The 25,077-nt window shown below is 72.2% G+C and carries 26 protein-coding genes; 15 read left to right on the forward strand and 11 right to left on the reverse strand.

Annotated features, from left to right (window positions below; all coding sequences use genetic code 11):
• Window positions 1–29: 29 nt before the first annotated feature.
• The gene (locus tag ACFYO8_RS11660; protein ID WP_354864812.1) at window positions 30–545 is read right to left on the reverse strand and encodes a MarR family transcriptional regulator; all 516 of its coding nucleotides are present in this window, start codon (window positions 543–545) and stop codon (window positions 30–32) included.
• A gap of 54 nt (window positions 546–599) precedes the next feature.
• Between ACFYO8_RS11660 and ACFYO8_RS11665 the strand changes: the two genes are divergently transcribed.
• Window positions 600–2,222 carry a DHA2 family efflux MFS transporter permease subunit gene (locus tag ACFYO8_RS11665; protein WP_354864814.1) on the forward strand — a complete coding sequence of 541 codons (1,623 nt, stop codon included), beginning with the start codon at window positions 600–602 and terminating at the stop codon, window positions 2,220–2,222.
• 48 nt (window positions 2,223–2,270) lie between these two features.
• Here ACFYO8_RS11665 and ACFYO8_RS11670 read toward each other — a convergent pair whose 3' ends face one another.
• Window positions 2,271–2,714 carry a DoxX family membrane protein gene (locus ACFYO8_RS11670; RefSeq protein WP_354864815.1) on the reverse strand — a complete coding sequence of 148 codons (444 nt, stop codon included), beginning with the start codon at window positions 2,712–2,714 and terminating at the stop codon, window positions 2,271–2,273.
• Between the two features lie 87 nt (window positions 2,715–2,801).
• On the opposite strand from ACFYO8_RS11670, the gene ACFYO8_RS11675 reads away from it, so the two are divergent.
• Window positions 2,802–3,341, forward strand: a complete 540-nt coding sequence (locus ACFYO8_RS11675) for a TetR/AcrR family transcriptional regulator (protein WP_354864817.1) — start codon at window positions 2,802–2,804, stop codon at window positions 3,339–3,341.
• A gap of 12 nt (window positions 3,342–3,353) precedes the next feature.
• On the opposite strand, the gene ACFYO8_RS11680 is transcribed toward ACFYO8_RS11675, so the two are convergent.
• A complete protein-coding gene (locus tag ACFYO8_RS11680) occupies window positions 3,354–4,793 on the reverse strand; it encodes a GuaB1 family IMP dehydrogenase-related protein (protein ID WP_354864819.1) in 1,440 nt (479 codons plus the stop codon).
• Window positions 4,794–4,863: 70 nt separating this feature from the next.
• On the reverse strand, window positions 4,864–6,615 hold the full coding sequence (locus ACFYO8_RS11685; protein ID WP_387257172.1) for an acetyl/propionyl/methylcrotonyl-CoA carboxylase subunit alpha: 1,752 nt from the start codon (window positions 6,613–6,615) through the stop codon (window positions 4,864–4,866).
• A 133-nt stretch (window positions 6,616–6,748) separates the two neighbouring features.
• Between ACFYO8_RS11685 and ACFYO8_RS11690 the strand changes: the two genes are divergently transcribed.
• The 4 genes from ACFYO8_RS11690 (at window position 6,749) to ACFYO8_RS11705 (ending at window position 10,570) form a co-directional block, all read left to right on the forward strand.
• Window positions 6,749–7,339, forward strand: coding sequence for a PadR family transcriptional regulator (locus tag ACFYO8_RS11690; RefSeq protein WP_387257203.1), 591 nt, complete (start codon window positions 6,749–6,751; stop codon window positions 7,337–7,339).
• A 128-nt stretch (window positions 7,340–7,467) separates the two neighbouring features.
• The gene (locus ACFYO8_RS11695) at window positions 7,468–8,427 is read left to right on the forward strand and encodes an ATP-binding cassette domain-containing protein (protein ID WP_387257174.1); all 960 of its coding nucleotides are present in this window, start codon (window positions 7,468–7,470) and stop codon (window positions 8,425–8,427) included.
• A 17-nt stretch (window positions 8,428–8,444) separates the two neighbouring features.
• Window positions 8,445–9,200 (forward strand): ABC transporter permease, encoded by a 756-nt coding sequence (locus ACFYO8_RS11700; RefSeq protein WP_355047183.1) that lies wholly within the window; start codon window positions 8,445–8,447, stop codon window positions 9,198–9,200.
• Window positions 9,201–9,262: 62 nt separating this feature from the next.
• The gene (locus ACFYO8_RS11705) at window positions 9,263–10,570 is read left to right on the forward strand and encodes an MFS transporter (RefSeq protein WP_354864827.1); all 1,308 of its coding nucleotides are present in this window, start codon (window positions 9,263–9,265) and stop codon (window positions 10,568–10,570) included.
• A gap of 13 nt (window positions 10,571–10,583) precedes the next feature.
• On the opposite strand, the gene ACFYO8_RS11710 is transcribed toward ACFYO8_RS11705, so the two are convergent.
• Genes ACFYO8_RS11710 through ACFYO8_RS11720 form a run of 3 tightly spaced genes read right to left on the reverse strand, consistent with a single transcriptional unit; the run spans window position 10,584 to window position 13,032 of the window.
• Entirely contained in the window at window positions 10,584–11,237 is a 654-nt protein-coding gene (locus ACFYO8_RS11710; RefSeq protein ID WP_354864829.1) for an O-methyltransferase, read from the reverse strand.
• 9 nt (window positions 11,238–11,246) lie between these two features.
• A complete protein-coding gene (locus ACFYO8_RS11715; RefSeq protein ID WP_354864831.1) occupies window positions 11,247–11,903 on the reverse strand; it encodes a Maf family protein in 657 nt (218 codons plus the stop codon).
• 10 nt (window positions 11,904–11,913) lie between these two features.
• Window positions 11,914–13,032 carry a S8 family serine peptidase gene (locus ACFYO8_RS11720; protein WP_355047181.1) on the reverse strand — a complete coding sequence of 373 codons (1,119 nt, stop codon included), beginning with the start codon at window positions 13,030–13,032 and terminating at the stop codon, window positions 11,914–11,916.
• 803 nt (window positions 13,033–13,835) lie between these two features.
• Between ACFYO8_RS11720 and ACFYO8_RS11725 the strand changes: the two genes are divergently transcribed.
• Window positions 13,836–14,090: a hypothetical protein gene (locus ACFYO8_RS11725; RefSeq protein ID WP_354864833.1), complete on the forward strand. Its 255-nt coding sequence runs from the start codon at window positions 13,836–13,838 to the stop codon at window positions 14,088–14,090.
• 292 nt (window positions 14,091–14,382) lie between these two features.
• Here the strand turns inward: ACFYO8_RS11725 and ACFYO8_RS11730 are convergent, their stop codons facing one another.
• Together ACFYO8_RS11730 and ACFYO8_RS11735 are read right to left on the reverse strand one after the other, a co-directional pair.
• Window positions 14,383–14,835, reverse strand: a complete 453-nt coding sequence (locus ACFYO8_RS11730) for a hypothetical protein (RefSeq protein WP_355014895.1) — start codon at window positions 14,833–14,835, stop codon at window positions 14,383–14,385.
• Between the two features lie 103 nt (window positions 14,836–14,938).
• The gene (locus tag ACFYO8_RS11735; protein WP_355014896.1) at window positions 14,939–15,151 is read right to left on the reverse strand and encodes an acyl-CoA carboxylase subunit epsilon; all 213 of its coding nucleotides are present in this window, start codon (window positions 15,149–15,151) and stop codon (window positions 14,939–14,941) included.
• Window positions 15,152–15,242: 91 nt separating this feature from the next.
• On the opposite strand from ACFYO8_RS11735, the gene ACFYO8_RS11740 reads away from it, so the two are divergent.
• Window positions 15,243–17,231, forward strand: coding sequence for a protein kinase (locus ACFYO8_RS11740; RefSeq protein ID WP_355014897.1), 1,989 nt, complete (start codon window positions 15,243–15,245; stop codon window positions 17,229–17,231).
• An 87-nt stretch (window positions 17,232–17,318) separates the two neighbouring features.
• The gene (locus ACFYO8_RS11745; RefSeq protein ID WP_354864841.1) at window positions 17,319–17,531 is read left to right on the forward strand and encodes a hypothetical protein; all 213 of its coding nucleotides are present in this window, start codon (window positions 17,319–17,321) and stop codon (window positions 17,529–17,531) included.
• Between the two features lie 63 nt (window positions 17,532–17,594).
• Here ACFYO8_RS11745 and ACFYO8_RS11750 read toward each other — a convergent pair whose 3' ends face one another.
• Window positions 17,595–18,347: a GH25 family lysozyme gene (locus tag ACFYO8_RS11750; RefSeq protein ID WP_354864843.1), complete on the reverse strand. Its 753-nt coding sequence runs from the start codon at window positions 18,345–18,347 to the stop codon at window positions 17,595–17,597.
• A gap of 239 nt (window positions 18,348–18,586) precedes the next feature.
• On the opposite strand from ACFYO8_RS11750, the gene ACFYO8_RS11755 reads away from it, so the two are divergent.
• Genes ACFYO8_RS11755 through ACFYO8_RS11770 form a run of 4 tightly spaced genes read left to right on the forward strand, consistent with a single transcriptional unit; the run spans window position 18,587 to window position 21,800 of the window.
• The gene (locus ACFYO8_RS11755; RefSeq protein ID WP_354864845.1) at window positions 18,587–19,330 is read left to right on the forward strand and encodes a M50 family metallopeptidase; all 744 of its coding nucleotides are present in this window, start codon (window positions 18,587–18,589) and stop codon (window positions 19,328–19,330) included.
• Between the two features lie 58 nt (window positions 19,331–19,388).
• Window positions 19,389–20,372, forward strand: a complete 984-nt coding sequence (locus tag ACFYO8_RS11760; protein WP_355014898.1) for a 2-dehydropantoate 2-reductase N-terminal domain-containing protein — start codon at window positions 19,389–19,391, stop codon at window positions 20,370–20,372.
• Between the two features lie 59 nt (window positions 20,373–20,431).
• Window positions 20,432–20,935 carry a SigE family RNA polymerase sigma factor gene (locus ACFYO8_RS11765; protein ID WP_354864849.1) on the forward strand — a complete coding sequence of 168 codons (504 nt, stop codon included), beginning with the start codon at window positions 20,432–20,434 and terminating at the stop codon, window positions 20,933–20,935.
• Entirely contained in the window at window positions 20,928–21,800 is an 873-nt protein-coding gene (locus ACFYO8_RS11770) for a hypothetical protein (protein ID WP_355014900.1), read from the forward strand. Before ACFYO8_RS11765 ends, ACFYO8_RS11770 begins: the two co-directional genes overlap by 8 nt.
• Window positions 21,801–21,843: 43 nt before the next feature.
• On the opposite strand, the gene ACFYO8_RS11775 is transcribed toward ACFYO8_RS11770, so the two are convergent.
• Window positions 21,844–23,427, reverse strand: coding sequence for an acyl-CoA carboxylase subunit beta (locus tag ACFYO8_RS11775; protein ID WP_354864853.1), 1,584 nt, complete (start codon window positions 23,425–23,427; stop codon window positions 21,844–21,846).
• 96 nt (window positions 23,428–23,523) lie between these two features.
• Here ACFYO8_RS11775 and ACFYO8_RS11780 point away from each other — a divergent pair, with 96 nt between their 5' ends.
• Both ACFYO8_RS11780 and ACFYO8_RS11785 read left to right on the forward strand, forming a co-directional pair.
• Window positions 23,524–24,396, forward strand: coding sequence for a biotin--[acetyl-CoA-carboxylase] ligase (locus ACFYO8_RS11780; RefSeq protein ID WP_354864855.1), 873 nt, complete (start codon window positions 23,524–23,526; stop codon window positions 24,394–24,396).
• Window positions 24,397–24,505: 109 nt separating this feature from the next.
• Window positions 24,506–25,075, forward strand: a complete 570-nt coding sequence (locus ACFYO8_RS11785) for a PH domain-containing protein (RefSeq protein ID WP_354864857.1) — start codon at window positions 24,506–24,508, stop codon at window positions 25,073–25,075.
• Window positions 25,076–25,077: the final 2 nt, after the last annotated feature.

A 25,077-nucleotide genomic window follows, 5' to 3' on the forward strand; every position in this document is an offset into this window, starting at 1 on the left:
CAGGGCCCAAACTATTTCTGAGAGTCTCCTCAGTCGCGGTCGGCGCGGGCCCGGGACGGCTCGTCCGGCGCGGTGGCGACGTACTCCCGCATCACCTCGGTGACCTCGCGCAGGAACGCCGTGGCGGCCTCGGCCTGCTCCGGGGTGAGCCGGGCGACCGCCCGGTCGACGCCGACGAGCATCGGGCGCAGCGCCTCCAGCACCTCGCCGACGGCGCTCTCGGTCACCTGGAGGCTGAGCCGCCTCCTGTCGTGCGGGTGCGGCGTCCGGGCGACGTGACCGGCCTGCACGAGCCGGTCGACGAGCGTGGTCGCCGAGGCGGACCGGATGCCGAGGCGGTTGCCCAGTTCTACCGGGCCCAGTGGCTCCGGGCTGGAGACCAGGTGGTCGATCGCCGCGGCGTCGGTGGCGTTGAGGCCCAGGCGGCGGGCCAGCGCGGCCCGGGTGTCACCCGCGATCCGCAGCGCGTCGCGCAGCGCCCGGGACGTCTCGCTGCTCGGCGGCGCGGCCGGCGTCGGTTCCCCGCTTGACGGCACCTCCTCCATGGGATAAAGCTAGCATCTCAGGTAGCTAGAGAATCTAGCTAAAGGGAGGGCGCAATGCGCGGCGACGGGCGCGGACGCTGGTTCGGGCTGCTGGCCATCAGCCTCGGCGTAGCGATGATCATCGTGGACGCGACCATCGTGAACGTCGCGGTGCCGCAGATCATCCGGGACCTCGACATCACCTCCTCCGACGCGCAGTGGGTGCAGGAGGCGTACACCCTGGTCTTCGCCGCGTTGCTGCTGGTCGCCGGCCGCTTCGCCGACCGGTCCGGGCGGCGGCGGATGTTCCTCGTCGGCGTCACCGTGTTCGTGGTCGCCAGCGTCCTCGCGGCGCTCGCCGGCTCCGGCGAGACGCTCATCGCCTCCCGGGTGCTCCAGGGCATCGGCGGGGCGATGATGCTGCCCACCTCGCTCTCCCTGCTCAACGCCAACTTCACCGGCCGGGAGAAGGGCATCGCGTTCGCCGTCTGGGGATCCACGATCGGTGGCGCGGCGGCGCTCGGGCCGCTGCTCGGCGGCTGGCTCACCACCACGTACTCCTGGCGGTGGGCCTTCGGCATCAACGTCCCGGTCAGCCTGGCCGTGATCGTGGCGACGCTCGTGCTCGTGGCCGAGTCCCGCGACGAGCAGGCCGAGCGCGGCCTGGACCTGCCCGGCGCGCTGCTGTCGGTGGTCGGCATGACCGGCGTGGTCTTCGCCCTGATCGAGGGCCGCACCTACGGCTGGTGGGAGCGGGAGCGGCCGTTCAGCCTGTTCGGGCTGGACTGGACCGCGTCGATCTCGCCGGTGCCGGTGGCCGCGCTGGTCGGTCTCGTCGCGCTCGGGATCTTTCTGGCCCAGCAGGTACGTCGCAACCGGGCCGGCCGTCCGGCGCTGCTCGACCTGTCGCTGTTCGGCATCGGCTCGTTCCGCAACGGCATCCTGGCCGCCGCGATCGTCAGCCTGGGCGAGTTCGGCCTGCTGTTCGCGCTGCCGCTCTGGTTCCAGAACGTGCTCGGCTACAGCGCCTTCCGGACCGGCCTGGCGCTGCTGCCGCTCGCGGTCGGCAGCTTCCTGGCCAGCGGCATCGGGGCGCCGCTGACGCAGCGCTGGGGCGCGGCCCGGGTGGTCCAGCTCGGCGTCGCCGCCGAGCTGGTCGGCGTGGCCGGGCTCGGGTTCGTGGTCGCGCCGGACACCAGCTGGTGGGCGCCCCTGGGCTTCCTCTTCGTGTACGGCGTCGGCGTCGGCCTGGCCACCGCCCAGCTCACCGGCGTCTCCCTGTCGCAGGTGCCGCTACGCCGCAGTGGCCAGGGCTCGGGCCTGCAGAGCACCGCCCGGCAGGTCGGCTCCGCGCTCGGCATCGCGGTGCTCGGCACCGTCCTCTTCGCCGGCCTCGGCGGGATCCTCGGCGACCGCCTGGCCGACCAGCCCGGACTCACCCCCGCCCAGCGGGACCAGGTGGTGAGCGCGGTCAAGGAGAGCGCCGGCGCGGCGATCGGCGGGCTGGAGGCGGACCCGCGTACCGCGCCGATCGCCGAGGAGGCGAAGGCGGCGTTCTCCGAGGCCACCCGGTACGCGGCCTTCGCGGGCGCCGGGTTCCTGCTGATCGGCCTGGTCGCCTGCCTGCGCCTGCCGACCGTGCGCCACGAGGGGACCGGGGACTCCCCGCCCGCCGAGGCGGAGCCGGTCGGCGCCTGAGCCGCGTCCCGCCGGCCCGCCGGTCTCGTCCGGCGGGTAGGCGGCGGGTCACCCGCCCAGGGCCACCGCCAGCGCGGCGGCCACGAAGACGACCTGGAGCAGGGTACGGACGCCGATCGGCGTCACCGGGCGGCCGGCGAGCGTGAGTCCGCGCCGCGCCGCCGACACGTTCGCCGGGAACATGGCGAGCATCAGCACCGCCAGCCCGGCCGCCGCCGGACGCGCGGTGGCCGGGAACAGCAGAGCGAGCGCGCCGGCGAGTTCCAGCACGCCGGTGACGGTGACCAGCAGGCCGGGCCGGGGCAGCGACGGCGGGACCATCGCGATCAGGTCGGCTCGGCGGGACGCGAAGTGGGCCACGCCGGTCAGCACGAACATCAGCGCCAGCCCCACCCGCAGCGCGGGGTGCCACCCGTCCAGGGCGTCCGCGCCGAGCAGGCCGGCGAGCCGGGCCAGCGCGGTGCCGGCGAGGAGTGTGATCAGCGGTGCCATGGGTCAGTCCCTCCGACGCAGGATCTTGTCGGTGACAAGATTGCGCCGACGGGCACCATCTTGTCAATGACAAGTTAGGGTGGCGGCATGGCCTCGTATCACCACGGCGACCTCCGCCGCGTCCTGCTGAGCACCGCCGCCGAGGCGATCGCCGAGTCCGGGCCGGCCGCGCTGAGCCTGCGTGAGCTGGCCCGGCGGGCCGGGGTCTCACACGCCGCGCCCGCGCACCACTTCGGCGACAAGGCGGGGCTGCTCACCGCGTTCGCCACCCAGGGCTTCGACCTGCTCGCCGACGCGCTCCGGCGGGCCGGCGACGACCTGCTCGACACCGGGGTGGCGTACGTCGGGTTCGCGGTGCGGCACCGCGCGCACTTCGACGTCATGTTCCGGCCCGAGCTGTACCGGGCCGACGATCCGGAGCTGATCGCCGCCCGCGCCCGGTCGGGCGAGTTGCTGCGCGGCGGGGTGGCCCGGCACACCGGGCGGGAGCCGGACGCGGACGCGCTGGCCGCCTGGTCGATCGTGCACGGCTTCGCCACGCTCTGGCTCTCCGGCGCGCTGCCGCCACGGGTGGGCGACGACCCGGAGGCCGCCGCCCGTACCGTGATCAGGCGGTTGTTCAGCTGAGGCGGGCCGGCGTCACCAGCTCGTCGGCAGCGGCATCCCCTCGGTGTACCCGGCGGCGCTCTGCACGCCGACGAGCGCCCGCTCGTGGAACTCCTCCAGACTGCGTGCGCCCGCGTACGTGAACGCGCTGCGCACGCCGGAGATGATCTCGTCGATCAGGTCCTCGACGCCGGGCCGGCTCGGGTCCAGATACATCCGGGCCGAGGAGATGCCCTCCTCGAAGATCGCCTTCCGGGCCCTGTCGAACGCGCTGTCCTCGGCCGTACGAGCGCTCACCGCACGCGACGACGCCATGCCGAAGCTCTCCTTGTAACGCCGCCCGTCGGCGTCCGTGTAGAGATCACCGGGGGACTCGTAGGTGCCGGCGAACCAGGAGCCGATCATCACGTTCGAGGCGCCCGCCGCGAGCGCCAGCGCCACGTCCCGCGGGTGGCGTACGCCGCCGTCGGCCCAGACGTGCCGCCCCAGCGAACGGGCCGCCGCGGCGCAGTCCAGCACCGCGGAGAACTGCGGGCGGCCCACCCCGGTCATCATCCGCGTGGTGCACATCGCGCCCGGCCCGACGCCCACCTTCACGATGTCCGCGCCCGCGTCGACCAGGTCCCGTACCCCGTCGGCGGTCACCACGTTCCCGGCCGCCACCGGCACCGGCGGGTCCAGCCGGCGGACCGCCCGCAGCGCCTGGAGCATCCGCTCCTGGTGCCCGTGCGCGGTGTCCACGACCAGCGTGTCCACGCCCGCCTCCAGCAGGGCGGCGGCCTTGCCCGTGACGTCGCCGTTGATGCCCACGGCGGCCGCGATCCGCAGCCGCCCCCTGTCGTCCACGGCCGGGGTGTAGAGCGTGGCGCGCAACGCGCCCTGCCGGGTCAGCACTCCGACCAGACGGCCGTCGCCGTCCACCACCGGCGCGATCCGGCGCCGGCCCGCCGACAACCGGTCGAACCCGGTACGCGGATCCGCGTCCGCCGGGACGGTGTGCAGCTCGGTCGACATCACGTGCCGGAGCTGGGCGAAGCGGTCCACCCCGACGGTGTCCGCCTCGGTCACCACGCCCATCGGCCGCCCGTCCGCGTCGACCACCACCACCGCGCCGTGCGAGCGCTTCGGCAGCAGGTGGATGGCGTCGCCGACGGTCTCGGTCGGGCCGAGGGTGATCGCGGTGTCGTGCACCAGGTGCCGCTGCTTGACCCAGCCGACCACGTCGGCGACGACCTCGATCGGGATGTCCTGCGGGATCACCGTCACCGCGCCGCGTCGCGCCACCGTCTCGGCCATCCGCCGGCCCGCGACGGCTGTCATGTTCGACACCACGAGCGGGATCGTGGTGCCGGTCCCGTCGGTGGTGGCCAGGTCGACGTCGAGCCGGGAGCCCACCTCGGAACGGTTGGGCGCCATGAAGACGTCGTTGTAGGTCAGGTCGTGCGCGGGGACCGCGCCGTGAAGGAACCGCACCCGGCCATCATTCCCGCCCGGGCGCGGTCCCGCCGCCGGTGGTGGTTCAGACCACCCTCGGCCCGCGCCGTCAGGCGATGGTGCAGATCGCCGCGCCGGAGGTGATCACGGCGCCGACCTCGGCGGCGAGCCCGCTCACGGTGCCGGCCTTGTGCGCGTGCAGCGGCTGCTCCATCTTCATCGCCTCCAGCACCACGACCAGGTCGCCCTCGGCCACCTCGTCGCCGTCGGCCACCGCGATCTTCACGATCGTGCCCTGCATCGGGGAGGTGAGCGCGTCACCGCTGACGGCGGCGCCCGCCTTGCCCCCGCCGCCCCGACGGGCCGGCTTCTTCGCGGCCGGCGTGGCTGCCGCCGTACCCGCGCCGAGCCCGGCGGGGAGGACCACCTCCAGCCGCTTGCCGCCCACCTCGACCACGACGGTCTCGCGCGCGGCCGGCTCGTCGGTGGCGCCGGCGGTGGCGGTGAAGGCCGGTACGGTGTTGTCCCACTCGGTCTCGATCCACCGGGTGTGCACGGTGAACGGCTCGGCGGCGAACGCCTCGTCGCGGATCACCAGGCGGTGGAAGGGCAGCGCGGTGGCCATGCCGTCGACCACCATCTCGTCCAGCGCCCGGCGGGCCCGCTCCAGCGCCTCGGCGCGCGTCTCGCCGACGATGATCACCTTGGCCAGCAGCGAGTCGAAGTTGCCGCCGATCACGTCGCCGGCCGAGATGCCGGTGTCCACCCGCACGCCCGGCCCGGAGGGCAGCCGCAGCGCGGTGACGGTGCCCGGGGCGGGCAGGAAGTTGCGGCCCGGGTCCTCGCCGTTGATCCGGAACTCGATGGCGTGACCGCGCGGCGCCGGGTCCTCGGTGAAGCGCAGCTTCTCCCCGTCGGCGATGCGGAACTGCTCGCGCACCAGGTCGATGCCGGCGGTCTCCTCGGTGACCGGGTGCTCGACCTGGAGGCGGGTGTTGACCTCCAGGAACGAGATCGTGCCGTCCGCGCCGACCAGGTATTCGACGGTGCCGGCGCCGTGGTAGCCGGCCTCCCGGCAGATGGCCTTGGCGCTGTCGTGGATCTGGGCGCGCTGGGCGGCGGTGAGGAACGGCGCGGGCGCCTCCTCGACCAGCTTCTGGTGCCGGCGCTGGAGCGAGCAGTCCCGGGTGCCCACCACGATCACGTTGCCGTGCTGGTCGGCCAGCACCTGCGCCTCGACGTGGCGCGGCTTGTCCAGGTAGCGCTCGACGAAGCACTCACCCCGGCCGAAGGCGGCGACCGCCTCGCGGGTGGCCGACTCGAACAGGTGCGGGATCTCCTCCATGGTGCGGGCGACCTTCAGGCCGCGCCCGCCACCGCCGAAGGCGGCCTTGATGGCGACCGGCAGGCCGTGGTCGACGGCGAACGCCATCACCTCGTCCGCGTTGGCCACCGGGTCCGGGGTGCCGGGCACCAGCGGCGCGCCGGCACGCTGCGCGATGTGCCGGGCGGTGACCTTGTCGCCCAGGTCGCGGATCGCCTGCGGGGTGGGGCCGATCCAGGTCAGCCCGGCGTCGATGACGGCCTGGGCGAAGTCGGCGTTCTCGGAGAGGAAGCCGTAGCCGGGGTGCACCGCGTCCGCGCCGGAGCGGGCCGCCACGTCGATCAGCTTGTCGATGCGCAGGTAGCTGTCGGCGGCGGTGTCGCCGCCGAGCGCGTACGCCTCGTCGGCGAGCGTGGCGTGCAGGGCGTCCCGATCGGAGTCCGCGTAGACGGCGACGCTGGCCAGTCCGGCGTCGCGACAGGCGCGGATGACGCGGACGGCGATCTCGCCGCGGTTGGCGATGAGAACCTTGCGCACCTTGGGGCTCCTCCCGGGAGGTCGTTGCCGGGAGTTTAGCGGCCGAGCTGCGGGGCCTAACGATCGCTCAGTGTGGGATGTGGCACTGTAGTCAAACTTGCCTATTACGCTTGCGTCCGTGTCGGCGACGCGGATGATGATTCTCGGTCTGGTCAGGTGGATGCAGCCGGTGCACGGCTACGACGTGCGCCGTGAGCTGCTCAGTTGGAGCGCGGACAAGTGGGCGAACGTGCAACCGGGCTCGATCTACCACGCGCTGCGCAAGCTCACCGACGAGGGCCTGCTGCGGACCGTCTCGGTCGAGCAGGTGGGCGCCCGTCCGGCGCGCACCACGTACGAGGTGACGCCGAAGGGGGAGGACGAGTTCGAGACGCTGCTGCGGGCCCAGTGGTGGCAGGTCCACGAGTCGCCGGACCCGTTCGTGGCGGCGTTCTCGTTCCTGCCGGCGATGCCCCGCGAGGAGGCTGCGGCGGCGCTGCGCAACCGGGCGAACCTGCTGCGCGCCGGGGTGGAGTCGATGCGTGCCTCGCTCGACTCGGACTGGGTGCGCACCCGCAAGCCGGTGCACGTCGGGTGGATGTTCGAGCTGTGGCTGGCCCGCGCCGAGGCGGAGACGGCCTGGTGCGAGCGGATCGCGGAGCGGATCGAGTCCGGAGTGTCGTACCTGCCCGATGGGATGGAACGAGCGGAGGGCTGGTCGGATTGGACCGACGGATCGCAGTGACACGACATAATCAACGTTGACCAAAGAAGCTATATCGCGTTAGCCTCGGCGGGGATCGCGGGGGATTCGTGCGTCCTCGGCGGACGATCGGCGGCCACTCCGGTCCGCCCGGACGACCAGGAGCAGAGATGATCGAGACCAGAGGGCTGCGGAAGTCGTACCGCTCCCGCGAGGGTCGCCAGACGAAGACCGTGGACGCGGTCCGCGGCGTCGACCTCGACGTCGCCGCGGGGGAGATCTTCGGCTTCCTCGGGCCCAACGGCGCCGGCAAGACCACCACGCTGCGGATGCTCGCCACCCTCATCGAGCCGGACGGCGGCCAGGCCACGGTGGCCGGCGCCGACCTGCGCAAGGACCCGGCCGAGGTGCGCCGCCGGATCGGGTACGTGGCCCAGGGCGGCAGCACCTGGGACGAGTCGACCGCCCGCGAGGAGCTGGTGCTCCAGGCCCGCCTCTACGGCATCGGCAAGGCCGAGGCGCACCGCCGTGCCGAGCGCGCGCTGGAAGCCTTCCAGCTCACCGAGTACACCGACCGCAAGTGCAAGACCTACTCCGGCGGGCAGCGCCGGCGCGTCGAGATCGCGCTCGGCATCATCCACGAGCCGAAGATCGTCTTCCTGGACGAGCCGACCACCGGCCTCGACCCGCAGAGCCGCGCGCACATGTGGGACGAGATCCGCCGGCTGCGTACCGAGGGGATGACCGTCTTCATCACCACGCACTACCTGGACGAGGCGGACGCGCTCTGCGACCGCATCGCGATCATGGACCACGGCGAGGTGGTCGCGGAGGGCACACCGGCCGAGCTGAAGCGGGAGATCTCCGGCGAGGTGGTGATCGTCGGCCTGGACGCGCCGAGCACCCCGCGCGCCGCCGAACTGCTCGACACCGAGGAGTACGTGAGCAAGCTGGAGACAGTCGACGAGGGAGGCCTGCGTCTCTACGTCGACGAGGGCGCGACCGCCATCCCGCAGGTGCTGCGCCGTCTCGACCACGCCGGGCTGGACCTGCGCTCGATCGAGCTGCACCGACCCAGCCTCGACGACGTCTTCCTCACCAAGACCGGCCGCTCGCTGCGCGAGTCCTGACCCCCGGAGAAGCTGCCATGAAACTCGCCCGCGACACCTGGCTGATCTTCCAGCGCCAGACGCTGCTGCTCCTGCGCAACCCGGTGTGGATCTTCGTCGGCGTCTTCCAGCCGGTGATGTACCTGCTCCTGTTCGCCCCGCTGCTCAAGCCCGCGCTGAACGCGCCCACCCAGGCCGCCGCGTACAAGATCTTCGTGCCCGGCCTGCTCGTGCTGCTCGCCATCTTCGGTGGCCTGTTCCAGGGCTTCGGCCTGATCGCCGAGCTGCGCGCCGGCGTGATCGAGCGTTCCCGGGTCACCCCGGTCAGCCGGCTCGCCCTGCTGCTCGGCCGCTCGCTGCGCGACGTGGTCTCGCTCCTCGTGCAGGCGGTCATCATCACGCTGCTGGCGCTCGCGTTCGACCTGCGCGTGTTCATCGGCAACCTGCTGCTGGCGTACCTGATGCTCGCCCTCATCGCGCTGATGACCTCGGCCGTCTCCTACGGCATCGCGCTCAAGGTCAAGAGCGAGGACGCGCTCGCCCCGCTGATGAACACCGTCGCGCAGCCGGTGCTGCTGCTCTCCGGCATCCTGCTGCCGCTCACCTTCGCGCCCGGCTGGCTCCAGGGCGTGGCCAAGTGGAACCCGTTCTCCTGGGCGGTCGAGGGCACCCGCGCGCTGTTCAACGGCGACCTCGGCAACGACCGGGTCTGGCAGGGCCTCGGCATCATCGCGGTGCTCGCCGCCGCCGGTGTTTTCTGGGCCGCCCGCCAGTTCGCCCGCAGCGTCCGCTGAGCAGGGGAGACCTACCTCTCAGCAGGGGCGGGGCATCGGCCGGGCGCGCGTAGCGTGGGCCGGTGCCTCGCCTCACCCGTGACCGCATCACCTGGCTGACCTACGCCCAGCTCGGTCTGTGGGGCTTCTTCCTCTACGGGTTCGGCCCGGTCGTACCCCTGCTCCGCGACGAACAGGGCACCGGCGCCGCCGTCGCCGGCCTGCACAGCACCGGCATCGCGGTGGGCGCGCTCGCCGGCGGCGCGTTGTTCGCCCCGATCGCCCGCCGGCTCGGGCGCGGCCCGGCCATCTGGCTCGGCCTCGCCGGTGTGGCCGCGGGTGCCGCAGCGCTCGGCCTGCTCCGCCCGCTGCCGGCCACCATCGTCGCCGTAGCTGTCGTCGCCACCGCCGGCATGCTCGTCATCAGCGGCGTCAACGTGGTGCTCACCGCCCGGCACGGACCCGCCGCGCCCGCGGCGCTCACCGAGGCCAACGCCGCCTGCGCCGGCATGGGCATCCTGGCGCCGCTCGTCATCGGCGCCAGCGTCGGTGCCGGCCTCGGCTGGCGACCGCTGATGGCCGTCGAGGTCGGCCTGATCACGCTGGTCGCGCTCGCCACCCTGGCCTTCCGGGTACGCGAGCCGCGACGCGCCCCCGCTGTCGCGGCTGCCGGCGTCCCCGTCCCCGTGGCCGGCTCCACCCGGGTACCCGCAGTCCCCGCATCCGGGGCGTCTGACGCCGCTCTGCCCGCTTCTCCCGTGCCCGCCTCGGCCGTGCCCGCTTCGGAAATGCCCGCCTCCGGGGCGCGTTCGGCGTCGGGGCGGTTGCCGCGCGCGTACTGGATCGCCTGGGTTCTGATGTCCGTCACCGGGTCGATCGAGGTCTGCCTGTCCCTGTGGACGGCCGACGTGCTGCGGACCCATGCCGGGCTGAGCGCGGGCGGGGCGTCGGCGGCGGTCGCCGCGATCGTCTGCGGCATGTTCGCCGGCCGGCTCGCGGGTGGCCGGGCCGCGCTGCGCTGGGCGCCGGTGCCGCTGCTGCTCGGCGCGCTCACCGTCTCGCTGGCCGGGTTCGCGCTGTTCTGGGCCAGCACCGTCGGCTGGCTCGCGGTCACCGGGTTGGTGGTGCTCGGGCTCGGCAACGCGCTGCACTACCCGCTGGCGATCTCGATCGCGCTCGCGGTCGCCGGTCCGGCCGCGGACAAGGCGGCGGGCTGGTCCGCGTACTCGATGGGTGTGGGTTTCGGGATCGCGCCGGTGGCGCTCGGGTGGGTGGCCGACGGTGTCGGCCCGCACCCGGCGTTCCTGCTGCTGCCCGCGTTCATCGCGGTGGCGGTGCTGCTCACCGTGCGGCTGGGCCGTGCCCTGCGCCCGGCGGCCCTACCGGCCTGAGAGCCGCAGGGCTTCAGCGCACCCGGGCGAGCGTGACCCCGTCGGCGATCGGCAGCATGACCGCCTCCACACGCACATCAGCGACGACCGTGTCGTTGAAGGCGGCGATCGCCCGGTCGTCGGCGTTGGACGGGGCCAGGACCCGGCCGTCGCGCAGCGTGTTGTCGACGGCGATCAGCGCGCCGGGACGCATCCGGGGCACCAGTTCGTCCCAGTAGACCGGGTAGCCGACCTTGTCCGCGTCGATGAACGCGAAGTCCAGGTAACGCTCGCGGGGCAGCTCCCGCAGCGTGTCCGCGGCCGGACCGATGCGCAGCTCGATCCGGTCCTGCACACCCGCGCGCTCCCAGTAGCGCCGGGCCACGCCCGTGTACTCCTCGGAGATGTCGAAGCAGGTCAGCCGGCCGCCCTCGGCCAGCCCTCGGGCGATCGCCAGCGAGGAGAGGCCGGTGAACGTGCCCACCTCGACCGCCTGCCGTACGCCGAGGAGCCGGGTCAGGAACGTCAGGAACGCAGCCTGTTCCGGCGCGACCTGCATGACCGCCTCGGCCGGCAGGGCCGCCCGGGTCTCCTCGGCCAGCTCCCGGACGATCTCGTCCGGCGTGGACCCGTGGGCCACCAGGTAGGCGTGCAGTTCGGGGGTGAGCGGCAGCGTCTTCGTGGTCATGTCCGGACGTTAGCCGAGATGTTCGATCTCCTGGCCCCCGGGCGCGACCTTCGTCCACAGGTCGACGATGCTCAGCTCCACCTCGGCGAGCAGCCGGCGCAGCAGCGGCAGGGACAACCCCACCACCGTGCCCGGGTCACCCTCGATCCCGGTCAGGAACGCCCCACCCAGCCCGTCGATGGTGAACGCGCCGGCCACCGCCAGCGGCTCGCCCGTCGCCACGTACGCGGCGATCTCGTCGTCGCTGATGTCGGCGAAGTGCACGGTGGTCGAGGCGACCCCCTCGGCGCGGGACCCGTGAGTCACATCGATCAGGCAGTGCCCGGTGTGCAGGACGCCGCTTCGCCCGCGCATACGTTGCCACCGCCGGGTGGCGTCCGCCGCGTCATCAGGCTTGCCGAGGATTTCGCCGTCGAAGGCGAGCACCGAGTCGCAGCCGAGCACCAGCGTGCGCCCGTCCGCCGAGGGCCGCAGCCGATCGCGTACCGCCTGCGCCTTCAACCGGGCCAGTTCCAGGCACAGATCCTCGGCCCGATCGCTCACCACCTGCGACTCGTCCACGCCGCTCACCAGCACGTCGGGCTCGATTCCGGCCGCCTGGAGCAACTTGCGGCGGGCGGGGGACTGCGAGGCGAGCACGAGGCGCACCGGTACGGAGGTCGACACCCCGACGACGCTACCGGCTGACCCTCGGCGGCGGGTCGTCGGCACGTCGGCGCCGACGCCAGAACAGGTACCCGCCGCCCGCTGCCACCAGCACACCCAGGGTGGCGAGCCCGCGTACGGTCGCGCTGCTGTCGTCGCCCTTGTCCGGGGCTGCCTCCGCCGATGCCGGTGGCGTGACGTTCGAGGACTCGAAGCCGAGCGGGGGGACGTCGGCGGTGAGCGCGGCGACTAGGTCGATCACGCCGTAGCCGTACTGGTCGTCGCGGCCCGGCGGTCCCTTGTCGACGGCGGTGGCGGTCAGCCGATGGGCGACTTCCGCAGCGGGGAGGTCGGGATACTTGGAGCGGATAAGAGCAGCAGCCCCGGCAACGATCGCGGTTGCGCTGGAGGTCCCCGTGCCCTTCGAGTACTTGCCGCCGTAGCTCGTGCTGTAGATATCGACAGCAGGAGCGGCGACATCGATCTTAGATCCTGTGACTGCGATTGAGGCATGGTTCCCGGCCTGATCGGTCCCGCTTACGGCGATGACGCCTTTCTCTGCGGCTGGATAACCGATCATGGCGGCTTCGGGGAGATTGCCAACGCCTGCGATAACGACTATGTCGGCGGCCAGTGCATTATTCACTGAACGGATCAGTTCATCGCTTGTGACACCTGCGCTGGAGATGCTTATCACCCCGGCGTGTTGCGTGACTGCATAGTCTATTGCCTCGGCGAGCTTGTCAGCCTCGCCGTAGTTGTCCGATGTGGACGATATGATTGGGAGAATCTTGGCTTCGGGCGCTATGCCGAGTGCGCCGGTTGTCCCGTTGGAGCCATGGGCCGCGATGAGCCCCGCCATGGCGGTTCCGTGGCTGTTTGCGTCATGCAAACCATCTCCGGTGCCTGTCAGAACGTTCTTGCCTCTAAGCAGGTTTCGGGAGAGGTCCGGATGGGGGTCAACGCCAGTATCAGGGACGGCCACTAGGACGCCGGCTCCGCGAGAGATCTTATGGGCTTCGTTTACCTTGAGGAAGGTAAGATGCCACTGATCTTTTCGGATGCGCGACGCGTCCGCTGACGCGACTGGCTGCACTGTCTGAACTGCGATGAAGCTGGCCGCGGCCAAGATCGAGAGGGCTACGCGCATGGTGAATCAGTCAACGATCTCGACCGATGGATGGTCCTGGATCAATCGGACCGTCGTCGGTCGGGGGTAGCACGACCGGACTAACCCCTTTATCGGTCTCCCAGGGATGGTCTGGATCCCACGTTGGGGATGATCCACCCGGCTCGTTCTGGCGACTGGATCGGTTGCTCGTGGAGGGATAGCCGCCAAGAGGTGGTCCGCCCATTGGGCTCATCATTGAGTTTCGTCCAATTCCGGGGCGCGATCCAGCATTGCCGGTGGGCGCGGTGCCCGCGCCTCCACCTCCGATAACGCCTCCTACGGGATTCACCCTGCGGGGCGTGGAATTTGGAGAGTATGGCGGGACGATAGCCGGGCCGGTTGGCTGACCGATTAATCCGTTCGGCTGCGTTCGGGGGAAGGCGTTCTTCGGCGCCTCGCTTGAACCTGATCTGCCAGTGAAGGGGTGTCGAGTATCCCGCGAAGATGGGTTAGCGCCTAGAGTGCCAGGAGCGGTCGGCGGCAGGGGAGCCGAGTTTGGCAACGCCGGGGGAGTCAGCGGAGCGTTTGGTGTGGCGATATTTTGAGAAGGGGTCAGGGTGGGGCCGGCGCTGCCAAGGACTGGTCCGACGCCCACCGCGGGGGGACTTTGTGACCTTTTATTGGAAGCGCCACCAAGCGGCGATGGCTTTGACCTTCGGCTTGGACTTGTGAGAGCAATCGGAGCGATTGGCGGGATAACAGGTGCTGCCCCACTGGCCCCATAGATATCTGGGTTATTCGTCTCGATGCCAGGTCGAGGAACAGCAGGCGGGCGCTGGAGCATGACCTGGGCTTGCTGGAGTTCGCCGCTCAACCCCGTCATCAACCCGCGCGCCCGTACGTTCAACTGCTCCAGATCGTCGTCGGTCACCGGCGGCCGCTCCGGCAACCGGCTGCCCGCCACCGCCTTCGTGTCGGCGATCGTCGCCTCGTACGCCTGCTTCTGCCGCAGCTTCTTCTCGTACTCCTCGTGCAGTGGTTGCAGCTCGGCCCGCGCGCTGCCGATGGCGCGGGCGGCTGCTGCCAGCGCGTCGTAGTTCGCGGCTGCGGCGTCGTGGGTGCGCTGCACGCGGTCGATGAGCTGGTCGAGTTCGGCGATGTACGCCCGCGCGGCGCCGTTGGTCTCCGGCGGCCACGCCTCGGCCAGGCCGCGCCGGTATTCCCGCAGGCGACTCAGGTGGGTCAGCGCGAGGTCGCAGACCTTGCGCCAGCCGGCCACCTGCTTCCACTGGCCGGCGGTGTCCTGGTCCTGCACACACGCCCACATGCTGAGGACGTCCATCAGCCGCCAGTCGGTCAGCCCGGAGGTGCGTCCGCTGCCCCGTTCGATCACGGCAGGTTCACCCGGCCCTGCTCGGGGGCGGTGGGGTCGGCAAGCGGTGGCATCGGGCGGGCGACGGTGCTGGACGGCCCGGCGAGTGCTCGCTCCACGTCGGCCACGCGGGCGGAGGAGAACGCGTCGGCGTCGCCGTAGCGAGCGGCGATCCGTCCGGCGGCGTCGGCGAGCCGGCCGGTCGCCGGTGCGAGGTCCCATACGGCGCTGACCGCCGCCGTCTGAGTGTCGTGGTGGGCTTGGAGGAACTGGACCAGCTCGATGAAGGCGTCGGCCGGGTTGGGCACCGGGGCCTTCATGTCGTCGGCGATGTAGGACAGGTGCGGCGAGTAGTTGCGTGTCACCTCGTCCTGGAGGCGGCCGGCGAACTCCCGCATCTGTCGGATGTCGGCCTCGATGCCGCCGTAGCCGCGTAGCCAGCCAGCCGGACGGTTGTCCTCCGGGATCATCGAGCCTCCTGCCCGTCACCACACGGTTTCCCTGAGTGAGGTTAATGGCTCGACGTGGATCCCGGCAGCCCCACACGGGTTGCCGGGCGGACGGAACGGGACGTCAGCGGGGCAAGCCGGAGGCCCGCCACGCGCCGGGGCCGGCGATCGGGCCGGCCGGCGCGGGCCGCGCGCTGTGCGCCCAGTGCGACACGGGGGCCGGCGCGGCGGCCTGGGCCGGGCGGGTGCGCACCACGATCGCGCCGACCAGAGCGGCCAGCTCCTCGGCGGTGGGCACGCCACGGACGATGCGGAACAGCGGCTCCTCGGCAGGCATGACCCAAGGGTACGCGTCGTGAATTCGATCTTCGCCGTACAGTGGCGTGCCGACGGTGTGAGCGTCGCAGCCGCCGGGTACGGTTTCTGCGATGTCGAACGCGCTCCCCCAACTCGTCGCAGACCGATACCGGCTTCTCACGCCGCTCGGTCAAGGCGGCATGGGCCGCGTCTGGAAGGCGCGGGACGAGGTGCTGCACCGGGACGTGGCCATCAAGGAACTGGTCCCGCCACCCGGTCTCACTCCGGACGAGCGCCGCGAGATGCGCGAGCGCTCGTTGCGTGAGGCGCGGGCGATCGCCCGCCTCAACAACGTCAACGTGGTCCGCATCTTCGACGTGCTGCGCACCGACGGCGATCCGTGGATCGTCATGGAGTACGTGGCGTCGAAGTCGTTGCAGGACACCATCGCCGAGGACGGCCCGGTCACCCCGGCCAAGGCGGTCGAGATCGGCCTCGGCGTGCTGAACGCGTTGAACGCCGCGCACAAGGCCGGCGTCATGCACCGCGACGTCAAGCCGGGCAACGTGCTGCTCGGCGAGGACGGCCGCGTGGTGCTGACCGACTTCGGCCTGGCCACCATCCCCGGCGACCCGAACGTGACACGCACCGGCATGGTGCTGGGCTCGCCCGCGTACATCTCTCCGGAGCGCGCCCGCGAAGGCACGGCCGGCCCGGAGGCCGACCTCTGGTCGCTCGGCGCCACGCTCTACGCCGCTGTCGAGGGCAAGTCGCCGTACGCGCGTCCGTCGGCGATCGCCACGCTGGCCGCGCTCGCCACCGAGCCGATGCCGCCGCCGCGCAACGCCGGGCCGCTGAAGCCGCTCCTCCAGGGCCTGCTGCGCAAGGACCCGGAGGAGCGGATCACCGCCGAGGTGGCGGAGCGCATGCTGCGCAAGGCCGGAGGGCGACGGGCCAAGAGCATCTCGCTGCTGGACGGCGTACGCCGGCCGGGGCCGAACGGTCCGCGTGTGCCGCGTCCGCCGCTGGTGCCCGCGCCGCGCCCGGCCGACCAGGCCGAACGCGCGGCGAGCGCCGCGTCCGGCGTCGCCGCGACCGGGGGTACGGCGGCAGTCGCCGACCCGGCAGCTGAGGCGCCGGCGCCCACTTCGGACGCCGGGCCCACGGCGAAGGTGACCCCGCCGCCCGCCGACCCGACGGCGAAGCTCGATCCGGCCCCCTCGGCCGACGAGACGCTTGTGGACGACGGGGCCCGGGTGGACGGCGTGGACCCGGCGCTTGACGAGACGCGGCTCGACGGCGAGCCGGTCACCGGCACTCCGGTGCCGGTCAGCCCGGCCACGTCCGGCTCCGCGCCGGTCGGCCCGGCTTCCGCCGATCCGGCGCCGTCGACCGGCCGGGCCACCGTGCTGCCGGTCGAGAAGTCCGCGCCCAACCGGCGCAACCTGCTGATCGGCGCGCTGGTCCTGCTGCTGCTCGTCGGCCTGGTGGTGGCCGTGCCGCTGCTGAACAACGGTGACGACGGCGACGGCGGTGAACCGACGGCCGGCACCTCGGCGTCGGCGGCGCCGCCGCCCGCGCCGAGCGAGAGCGCGTCGCCGAGCGCCCCGGCGACCAGTGCGTCGGCCAGCCCCACGCCGTCGGCCAGCCCGTCGGCGTCCGGGGTTGCGTTGCCGGCCGGCTGGCGTCTCTACACCGGCCCGAACGGCTTCAAGGTGCCGATCCCGGAGAACTTCCAGGCGCGGGTCGGCGGGGACAACGTCGTGCTCTACGAGGTCGGCGGTGCCCGGCGCGTGCTGTTCATCCAGTGGACGCCGAACCCGAAGGACGACGCGTACACCGACTGGAAGGGCCAGGAGCCGTACCGCGCCTCCCGCGTCCGGGACTACAAGCTGGTCGGCATCACCAAGTGCGACCCCTACTTCCGCACCTGCGCCGACTGGGACTGGCTGGAGACGCGCAACGGCGACACCCGCTTCCACGTGCGCAACCGTGGTGTGGCGACGGCCAGCAACCGGGGCTTCGCGCTGCGCTGGGAGGTGCCCGCGAAGGACTGGGACGCCAACCTGGCGAACTGGGAGATCATCACCAAGGGCTTCGTGCCGGACCGCCGGAACTGACCGGAATCCCACCGGTCACGAAACTCGCTGGCATGGCTTTCCGTCCTCGGGGGTATGAATTCCTCCAACGACGGAAGGAGGCGCGACATGGGTTACCGACGGAGGTACACCGGCCCGCGGCTGGCACTGTGGATGCTCGTTGCGCTCGGCGACGTCGTACTGCTCCTGGTCGCCGCCGGCCTGTCCGCGCCGGTCGCGGTCCTCGGCGTGCTGACGCTCACGGTCGCCGGTGTGGCGGCGTGGCGCCTGACGCGCCGCACGCCGGTGCCCGTCCCGGCCACCGCGCGCCGCAGAGCCTGACCCGGGTACGACGACAGCGGGACCGCCTCGTGAAGAGGCGGTCCCACTTGTGTCGCACGTACGTCAGGTGTTGTTGGCCAGGGCGATGAGCCGGCTGCGGTCGCCGTTCCAGTAGTTGCGGTCCACGTTGCCGCTGATCCCGGAGACGGAGCCAGAGCTGGTGTACTGCCAGAAGCTATAGAACGGAGCGCCGGCCGGCAGGGTGCCGGGCGAGCTGGCCCAGCGGGCGAGCCACAGCGGGTGGTTGGCCCACGGGCCGCTCCAGCTGCCGGTGCACTGGTTCCACCAGCTCGTCGTGGTGTAGATGACCGCGTACCGGCCGGTGCGGGAGCGGTAGGTGTTGAGGAAGTCCTGGACCCAGTTGCGCATGCCGGTGGTGCTCAGGCCGTAGCAGTAGCCGCCGCTGTACGGGTTGCCCTCCAGGTCCAGCGCGGCGGGCAGCGTACGGCTGTCCGCCGACCAGGCGCCACCGTTGCTGGCCAGGTAGTTGGCCTGGGTGGAACCGGCGGAGATGTTCGGCCGGGCGAAGTGGTACGCCCCCCGGATCACCCCGGCGTTGTACGCGTTGACGTAGTTCGCGTTGAAGTTCGGGTCCTTGTAGCTCGTACCCTCGGTGGCCTTGATGAACGCGAACTGGATGCCGGAGTTGCGGACGCTGGTCCAGTTGATGCCGCCCTGGTAGCGGGAGACGTCGATCCCCGGCGTGGTCGCGGCGGCGGCCGGTCCGGCGGTCGCCACGAGGGCCACGGCCGCGGTGGCGGCGGCGGCCAGGCCGGCGGCGAGAAGCCGGCGTACGGAGAGTCTGGTACGGGCCATGATTGCCTCCAGAGGGACATGCACTGATTGATGTCCATCTTTGGAGGTTAATGCCCTAGATCACAATAGGGAGAAGGAAATTTTCATCGACGGCTGTCGTTGGCCCAGGTGGCGCGGCCACCGCGACCTCGACGTGGTGGCCACCGTCGAGGATCACGCCGTCATCGGTCCACGTCGTCTCACACTCTGTGAGGCTCATCGGTCGAGCGACACGGCTCGGGCCGGTAGGCTCCCCGCCCATGCCCCTGATCGACGGTCTCACCACGCTCTGGGACACGCTGACCAGCGCCCAGCCGGACCCGCCGCCCCTGCTCGTGGTGCTCACCGCCGTGGTCGCGCTCGCGGTGGTCGTGGCCCGGCTGCCCTGGCGGGTCGCCCGCAACGCGGTGACGATCGCGCACGAGGGCGGCCACGCGCTCGTCGCGTTGCTCACCGGCCGGCGGCTGCACGGCATCCGGCTGCACTCGGACACCTCCGGGCTGACGCTGTCCGCTGGCCGTCCCACCGGGCCCGGGATGATCCTCACCCTGCTCGCCGGGTACGTCGCGCCATCGCTGCTCGGCCTCGGCGGCGCGTGGCTGCTGGCCGGGAACCGGATCACGCTGCTGCTCTGGCTCGCGGTCGCGCTGCTGCTGGGCATGCTGGTGATGATCCGCAACCTGTTCGGCGTGCTGTCGCTGCTGGTCACCGGCGGCGTGGTGCTCGCCGTGTCCTGGTACACCTCGCCCGAGGTGCAGGCCGCGTTCGCCTGGACGTCGGTCTGGTTCCTGCTGCTCGGCGGCGTACGGCCGGTGTTCGAGCTGCACCGGCAGCGCGCCCGGGGCCGGATGCCGCAGTCCGACGCCGACCAGCTCGCCCGGATCACGCCGTTCCCGGCGCTGTTCTGGGTGGGTGTGTTCCTGCTGGTGAGCGTCGGCGCGCTGGCCGCCGGCGCGCTGCTGCTGGCCGGCCCGATCCTGGCCGACACGGGCCTCACCGCCTGATCATCGCGTCACACCGCGTCGCGGAGCGGGCCGCCTCCCGGCAGGGCAGAATCGGACCGTGCGATACGTGATCATCGGAGCGGGCGCGGTCGGCGGCACCATCGGCGTACTCCTGGCCGACGCCGGCCACGACGTGACACTCGTGGCCCGCGGCGCGCACCTGGACGCGTTGCGAGAGCGGGGCTTGACGCTGCGCACGCCCGACCGTGCCGTGACCGTCCGGCTCCCGGCGGTGGCCGGGCCGGACGGCCCGCCGTTGCCGGCCGACACCGTGCTGGTCCTCACCGTGAAGTCGCAGGACACCGTGGCGGCGCTCGACACCTGGGCGGACGCCCCGGTCGAGGGCGGCGGAACGGCGGGCGAACGGCTGCCGGTCGTACTGGCCCAGAACGGCGTGGCCAACGAGCCGGAAGCGCTGCGCCGCTTCGCCCGCGTACACCCGGTGTGCGTCTGGTTGCCCGCCACCCACCTGGAGCCGGGCGTGGTGGTCGCCAACGGCCACCCGCACCCGGGCATGCTGCACATCGGCCGCTACCCGAGCGGCGCCGACGACACCAGCCGGGCGGTCGCCGCCGACCTGACCGTCGCCGGGTTCGTCGCCCCGGTGCGCGACGACGTGATGCGCTGGAAGTACGGCAAGCTGCTCGCCAACCTCGGCAACGGCCTCCAGGCGCTGCTCGGCCGGGAGGTGCCCGAGTCGTTGTCGAAGCGGGTGCGCGCCGAGGGCGAGGCGGCGCTCGCGGCGGCCGGCATCGTCCACACCACCGTCGAGGAGGAGGCCGCCGAGCGCGGTGACCGGGTGTCGCACCGGCCGGTCGGCGGCGAGGAGCGCTCCGGCGGCTCCACCTGGCAGAGTCTCGCCCGGGGCGCGGGCTCGGTCGAGACCGACCACCTCAACGGCGAGATCGTGCTGCTCGGGCGCCTGCACGGCGTGCCGACCCCGGCCAACGCGGCGGTGCAGGTCGCGGTCCGCCGGGCGGTCCGCGACCGGATCCCGGCCGGCGGCTTCCCGCGAGGCGTTCTGGAGAAATTGGTCGGCTGAGCGGGCAACCCGCGCCGCGCCGCCAGGCGTGTCCCCTCACGAACACGGGGAGGTGGCAGGTGCCCGACAGCGACGGATTCGACGAGTTCTACCGGGGCAGCCGGCAGCGGCTGCTCGGCTTCGTCTACGTGCTCACCGGCGACCTCGCCGAGGCGCAGGACGCCGTGCAGGAGGCGTACATCCGGGCCTGGCAGCGGTGGTCCACGGTGCGCGGGTACGACGACCCGGAATCCTGGGTGCGGGTGGTGGCGAGCCGGATCGCGGTGAGCCGCTGGCGCAGCCTGCGCAGCCGGGCGCGCGCCTACCTGCGGCACGGCGCGGTGGCGGACGTGCCGGCGCCGAGCACCGAGACGCTGGAGGTGGTCGCCGCGCTGCGCCGGCTGCCCGAGGCTCAGCGCACCGCGATCGCCATGCACTACCTGCTCGGCATGCCGGTCGCCGAGGTGGCGCGGGAGACCGAGGCGCCGATCGGCACCGTGAAGGCCCGGCTGTTCCGGGGGCGGACCGCGCTCGCCGAGCTGCTCGCCGTGGTGGACCTGGAAGAGGAGGCGGCAGATGCCTGACGACGTCGCGCTCGTGGAGTTGCTGCACCGGGACCTGCGCGACGTCACCTGGCCGGAGCCGGAGGCCATCCGGGCCACGGCCCGGCGGCGCAGCCGGCGCTCTGCCGCGCTCGCCGCGGTCTCGGTGGTGGTCGTGGCGGCGCTCACCGCGACCCTGGTGGACCGGACCGGTGCGTCGCCACCGCCCGCCGCCGGTGCGGTCGACGGGCCGGGGGAGATCGTGGCCGAGGCGATGCTGGAACCGGCCGACATACCCGCTCCGACCGGTGAGCGGCTCAGCGAGACCGGCCTCGACGAGCCGGTCCGGGTCGACGACCTCCTCCAGGTCTGCGCCCGGGAACAGGGGCGGCCGGCTGAGGAACCGCGCTCGCGCTACTCGCGGTCGCAGACCCTGATGGAACCGCCGACCGAGCCCGCGACCACCATCGGAACGGTCCTCACCCAGGACGTCTACCGGATGGCGCCGGGCGCGGCGGACCGGTTCGTCGCCGACCTGGAAGGCACTGTCGCGGCCTGCGGCGCGTGGCGGACGACGGGCCAGGTCTACACCGAGCGGGGGATGACCGGCGCCGAGGTCGTGCACCGCTGGTACGTCGCGGCGAGCGGCTTCGCCGGAGATGAGGCGCTGCTGCTGCGGCACGAGGTCACCGTGCCGCAGGACGAGGTGACCGGCCAGCCGCCCGGCTATCCGCCGCTGGCCGAGGACCGGCTGGTCCTGCGGGTGGGCGACCTGGTGGCGGTGCTGATCCCGTCCGGCGGGCTGCGCACCGATGTCCCGGAGCCGCGGGTGACGGAGGAGCAGGTGAAACAGATGGGCCGGGTTGCGGCCGAGCGGATGTGCGTGGCCTCGAACCCGGGCTGCTGACGCCGGTGCCCCCGCCGCTGGACCGGCGGGGGCACCCGGCGCACTACAGCGGGATGTTGCCGTGCTTCTTCGGCGGCAGCGTCTCGCGCTTGGTGCGCAGCACCCGCAGCGCCCGCACGATCTGGGTACGCGTCTCGTGCGGCGGGATCACCCCGTCGACGTAGCCGCGCTCCGCCGCGATGTACGGGTTGGCGAGCGTGTTCTCGTACTCGGCGATCTTCTCGGCGCGGACGGCGGCCGGGTCCTCGGCGTTCGCCAACTCCGAGCGGTAGAGGATGTTGACCGCGCCCTGCGCGCCCATCACCGCGATCTGCGCGGTCGGCCAGGCGAAGTTCAGGTCCGCGCCGAGGTGCTTGGAACCCATCACGTCGTACGCGCCGCCGTACGCCTTGCGGGTGATGACCGTGACCTTCGGGACGGTGGCCTCGGCGTACGCGTAGATGAGCTTCGCGCCGCGGCGGATGATGCCGTCCCACTCCTGGCCGGTGCCGGGCAGGAAGCCGGGCACGTCCACGAAGGTCAGCACCGGGACGTTGAACGCGTCGCAGGTGCGCACGAACCGGGCCGCCTTCTCCGACGCGGCGATGTCGAGCGTGCCGGCGAACTGCATCGGCTGGTTGGCCACCACGCCCACCGGGCGCCCCTCGACGCGACCGAACCCGACCACCATGTTCTGCGCGTACAGCGGCTGCACCTCGAGGAACTCGCCGTCGTCGAGGACGTGCTCGATGACCCGGTGCATGTCGTACGGCTGGTTGGCCGAGTCCGGGATCAGCGTGTCAAGCTCCCGGTCCTCATCGGTGACGTCGAGGATCGCCGGGGCGTCGAAGACCGGCGGCTCGTCCAGGTTGTTCGACGGCAGGTACGACAGCAGCGCCTTGACGTACTCGATCGCGTCCTCCTCGTCGGTGCCGAGGTAGTGCGCGTTCCCGCTGCGGGCGTTGTGGGTGCGGGCGCCGCCCAGCTCCTCCATGCCCACGTCCTCGCCGGTGACCGTCTTGATCACGTCGGGGCCGGTGATGAACATGTGCGACGTCTGGTCGACCATGACGGTGAAGTCGGTGACCGCCGGGGAGTAGACGGCGCCGCCCGCGCACGGGCCCATGATGAGCGAGATCTGCGGGATGACGCCGCTGGCCCGTACGTTGCGGAAGAAGATCTCGCCGTAGAGCCCGAGGGACGTGACGCCCTCCTGGATCCGCGCGCCGCCGGAGTCGTTGATGCCGACGACCGGGCACCCGATCTTCATGGCGAGGTCCATCAGCTTGACGATCTTCTCGCCGAAGACCTCGCCGAGGGAGCCGCCGAAGACGGTGAAGTCCTGCGAGAAGACGCAGACCTGCCGGCCGTCCACGGTGCCGTAGCCGGTCACCACGCCGTCGCCGTACGGGCGGGTCTTCTCCAGCCCGAAGTTCGTCGATCGGTGCCGGGCGAACTCGTCCAGCTCGACGAACGAGCCCTCGTCGAGCAGCATCTCGATCCGCTCGCGTGCGGTCTTCTTGCCCCGCGCGTGCTGCTTCTCGACCGCCCGTGCCGACCCGGCGTGCACCGCCTCGTCGAGCCGTCGCTCCAGGTCCGCCAGCTTGCCGGCGGTCGTGTGGATGTTGAACCCGGTGTCGGTAGTCACCCGTGGAATATAACGATGGTTCAGGTGGAAGAGGCTGTGCAGTGCGCCTCACCGCTTCCCGGCGACCGGCGAGCCCGGTGGCCGTAGGCTGGCGGGATGCCCGGCTCGCCGTACACCGATCTGGACCGACCGCCGCTGTCGGCGGCCCGGCTGCGGCGCGCGCTGATCGCGCCGAACGGGCCCTGGCGCCGGCTGGAGCTGCTGGCCGAGACCGGCTCGACGAACGCGGACGCGGTGGCCGCGGCGCGAGCCGGCGAGCCGGAGGGTCTGGTGGTGGTCGCCGAGCGGCAGACCTCCGGCCGTGGACGGCGGGGCCGCGTCTGGCAGTCGCCGCCGCGCGCCGGCCTCGCCACGAGCGTGCTGCTGCGGCCCGGAGAGGCGGTCCCCGAGCGAGGCTGGGCGCCGGTGCCCGTCACCGCGTACGGCTGGCTGCCGCTGCTCGCCGGTGTCGCGCTGGTCGAGTCGGTACGCCTGCTGGCCGAGGTGGACGCGCGGCTGAAGTGGCCGAACGACCTGCTGGTGGACGGCGCGAAGTGCGCCGGGGTGCTGGCCGAGGCGGTGCCGGGGGAGACCGACCGGCCGCCCGCGACCGTGGTCGGTGTGGGGCTGAACGTGACGCTGCGCGCCGACGAGCTGCCGGAGAACCCGACCGGGCTGCCCGCCACGTCGCTCCAGCTCGCCGGCGCCACCGCCACCGACCGGGATCCGCTGCTTCGGGCGCTGCTGCGCTCGCTCGCCGACTGGTACGAGCGCTGGCGTGACGCCGGAGGTGATGCGGAGGCCAGCGGGCTGCGCGAGGCGTACCTGGCCGGGTGCGCCACCATCGGCCGGCGGGTGCGGGTGCTGCTGCCCGACGGCAGCGACGCGCACGGCACCGCCACCGGCGTGGACGCAGACGGGCAGCTCCTGATCGACGCCGACGGGGAGACGTTGCGGCTCGCGGCGGGAGACGTGCTGCACCTGCGGTAAGGAAGGGCCCTCTCTCCACAACCACGGGCAGCCGTCCGCGCGGCCGATGCCGACGGGATGCCCCGACCGGTTACGGTCAGCGCGTCCGGTTCTGCGAGGAGGTTCCGCCGTGGCGTTCCCCGAAGACGTGCTCACCGAGGACGAGCACGTCGTGTTGCACCTGCACCCGCACTGGAAGGCCCTGATCCGGCCGGTCCTCGTGCTCGTGCTCGCCGTCGCGGCGGTCGTCGTCGGGTGGCTCCTGCTGCCCGACGGTGGCGGCGGCGCGATCGCGCTCTACGTGATCGCGGCGGTCGGCTTGGCGCTCGTGCTGTGGCTGGGGCTGTGGCCGTTTCTGGTCTGGCGCACCACGCACTACCTGTTCACGAACGAGCGGGTGCTGCTCCAGCAGGGGGTGCTGTCGCGCAACCGGCGGGATCTGCCGCTGACCCGGATCAACGACCACGCCATGCATCAGCGTTTCGTGGAGCGGCTGCTCGGCTGCGGCACGCTGACCATCGAGTCGGCCGGTGAGCGCGGCCAGTCGGTGCTGCACGACGTGCCGGGTGTGGACCGGGTGCAGACGAAGCTCTACGAGCTGGTCGAGGCGCATCACGACAAGCACAGCCTGGGCGACGGCGAGATGCGCGAGATCCTGGCCGACATGACCGAGGGCAAGTCCCTGCGCGACCAGCCCTGACC

It is taken from the genome of Micromonospora sp. NPDC005257 (assembly GCF_042872445.1).
Classification (GTDB): Bacteria; Actinomycetota; Actinomycetes; order Mycobacteriales; family Micromonosporaceae; genus Micromonospora.

Coding starts and splice junctions, on each gene's coding strand:
- ACFYO8_RS11660 (WP_354864812.1), bottom strand. CDS start 545: ATGGAGGAGGTGCCGTCAAGCGGGGAACCGACGCCGGCCGCGCCGCCG.
- ACFYO8_RS11665 (WP_354864814.1), top strand. CDS start 600: ATGCGCGGCGACGGGCGCGGACGCTGGTTCGGGCTGCTGGCCATCAGC.
- ACFYO8_RS11670 (WP_354864815.1), bottom strand. CDS start 2,714: ATGGCACCGCTGATCACACTCCTCGCCGGCACCGCGCTGGCCCGGCTC.
- ACFYO8_RS11675 (WP_354864817.1), top strand. CDS start 2,802: ATGGCCTCGTATCACCACGGCGACCTCCGCCGCGTCCTGCTGAGCACC.
- ACFYO8_RS11690 (WP_387257203.1), top strand. CDS start 6,749: ATGATGATTCTCGGTCTGGTCAGGTGGATGCAGCCGGTGCACGGCTAC.
- ACFYO8_RS11695 (WP_387257174.1), top strand. CDS start 7,468: ATGATCGAGACCAGAGGGCTGCGGAAGTCGTACCGCTCCCGCGAGGGT.
- ACFYO8_RS11700 (WP_355047183.1), top strand. CDS start 8,445: ATGAAACTCGCCCGCGACACCTGGCTGATCTTCCAGCGCCAGACGCTG.
- ACFYO8_RS11710 (WP_354864829.1), bottom strand. CDS start 11,237: ATGACCACGAAGACGCTGCCGCTCACCCCCGAACTGCACGCCTACCTG.
- ACFYO8_RS11720 (WP_355047181.1), bottom strand. CDS start 13,032: ATGCGCGTAGCCCTCTCGATCTTGGCCGCGGCCAGCTTCATCGCAGTT.
- ACFYO8_RS11725 (WP_354864833.1), top strand. CDS start 13,836: ATGACCTGGGCTTGCTGGAGTTCGCCGCTCAACCCCGTCATCAACCCG.
- ACFYO8_RS11730 (WP_355014895.1), bottom strand. CDS start 14,835: ATGATCCCGGAGGACAACCGTCCGGCTGGCTGGCTACGCGGCTACGGC.
- ACFYO8_RS11735 (WP_355014896.1), bottom strand. CDS start 15,151: ATGCCTGCCGAGGAGCCGCTGTTCCGCATCGTCCGTGGCGTGCCCACC.
- ACFYO8_RS11740 (WP_355014897.1), top strand. CDS start 15,243: ATGTCGAACGCGCTCCCCCAACTCGTCGCAGACCGATACCGGCTTCTC.
- ACFYO8_RS11745 (WP_354864841.1), top strand. CDS start 17,319: ATGGGTTACCGACGGAGGTACACCGGCCCGCGGCTGGCACTGTGGATG.
- ACFYO8_RS11750 (WP_354864843.1), bottom strand. CDS start 18,347: ATGGCCCGTACCAGACTCTCCGTACGCCGGCTTCTCGCCGCCGGCCTG.
- ACFYO8_RS11755 (WP_354864845.1), top strand. CDS start 18,587: ATGCCCCTGATCGACGGTCTCACCACGCTCTGGGACACGCTGACCAGC.
- ACFYO8_RS11770 (WP_355014900.1), top strand. CDS start 20,928: ATGCCTGACGACGTCGCGCTCGTGGAGTTGCTGCACCGGGACCTGCGC.
- ACFYO8_RS11780 (WP_354864855.1), top strand. CDS start 23,524: ATGCCCGGCTCGCCGTACACCGATCTGGACCGACCGCCGCTGTCGGCG.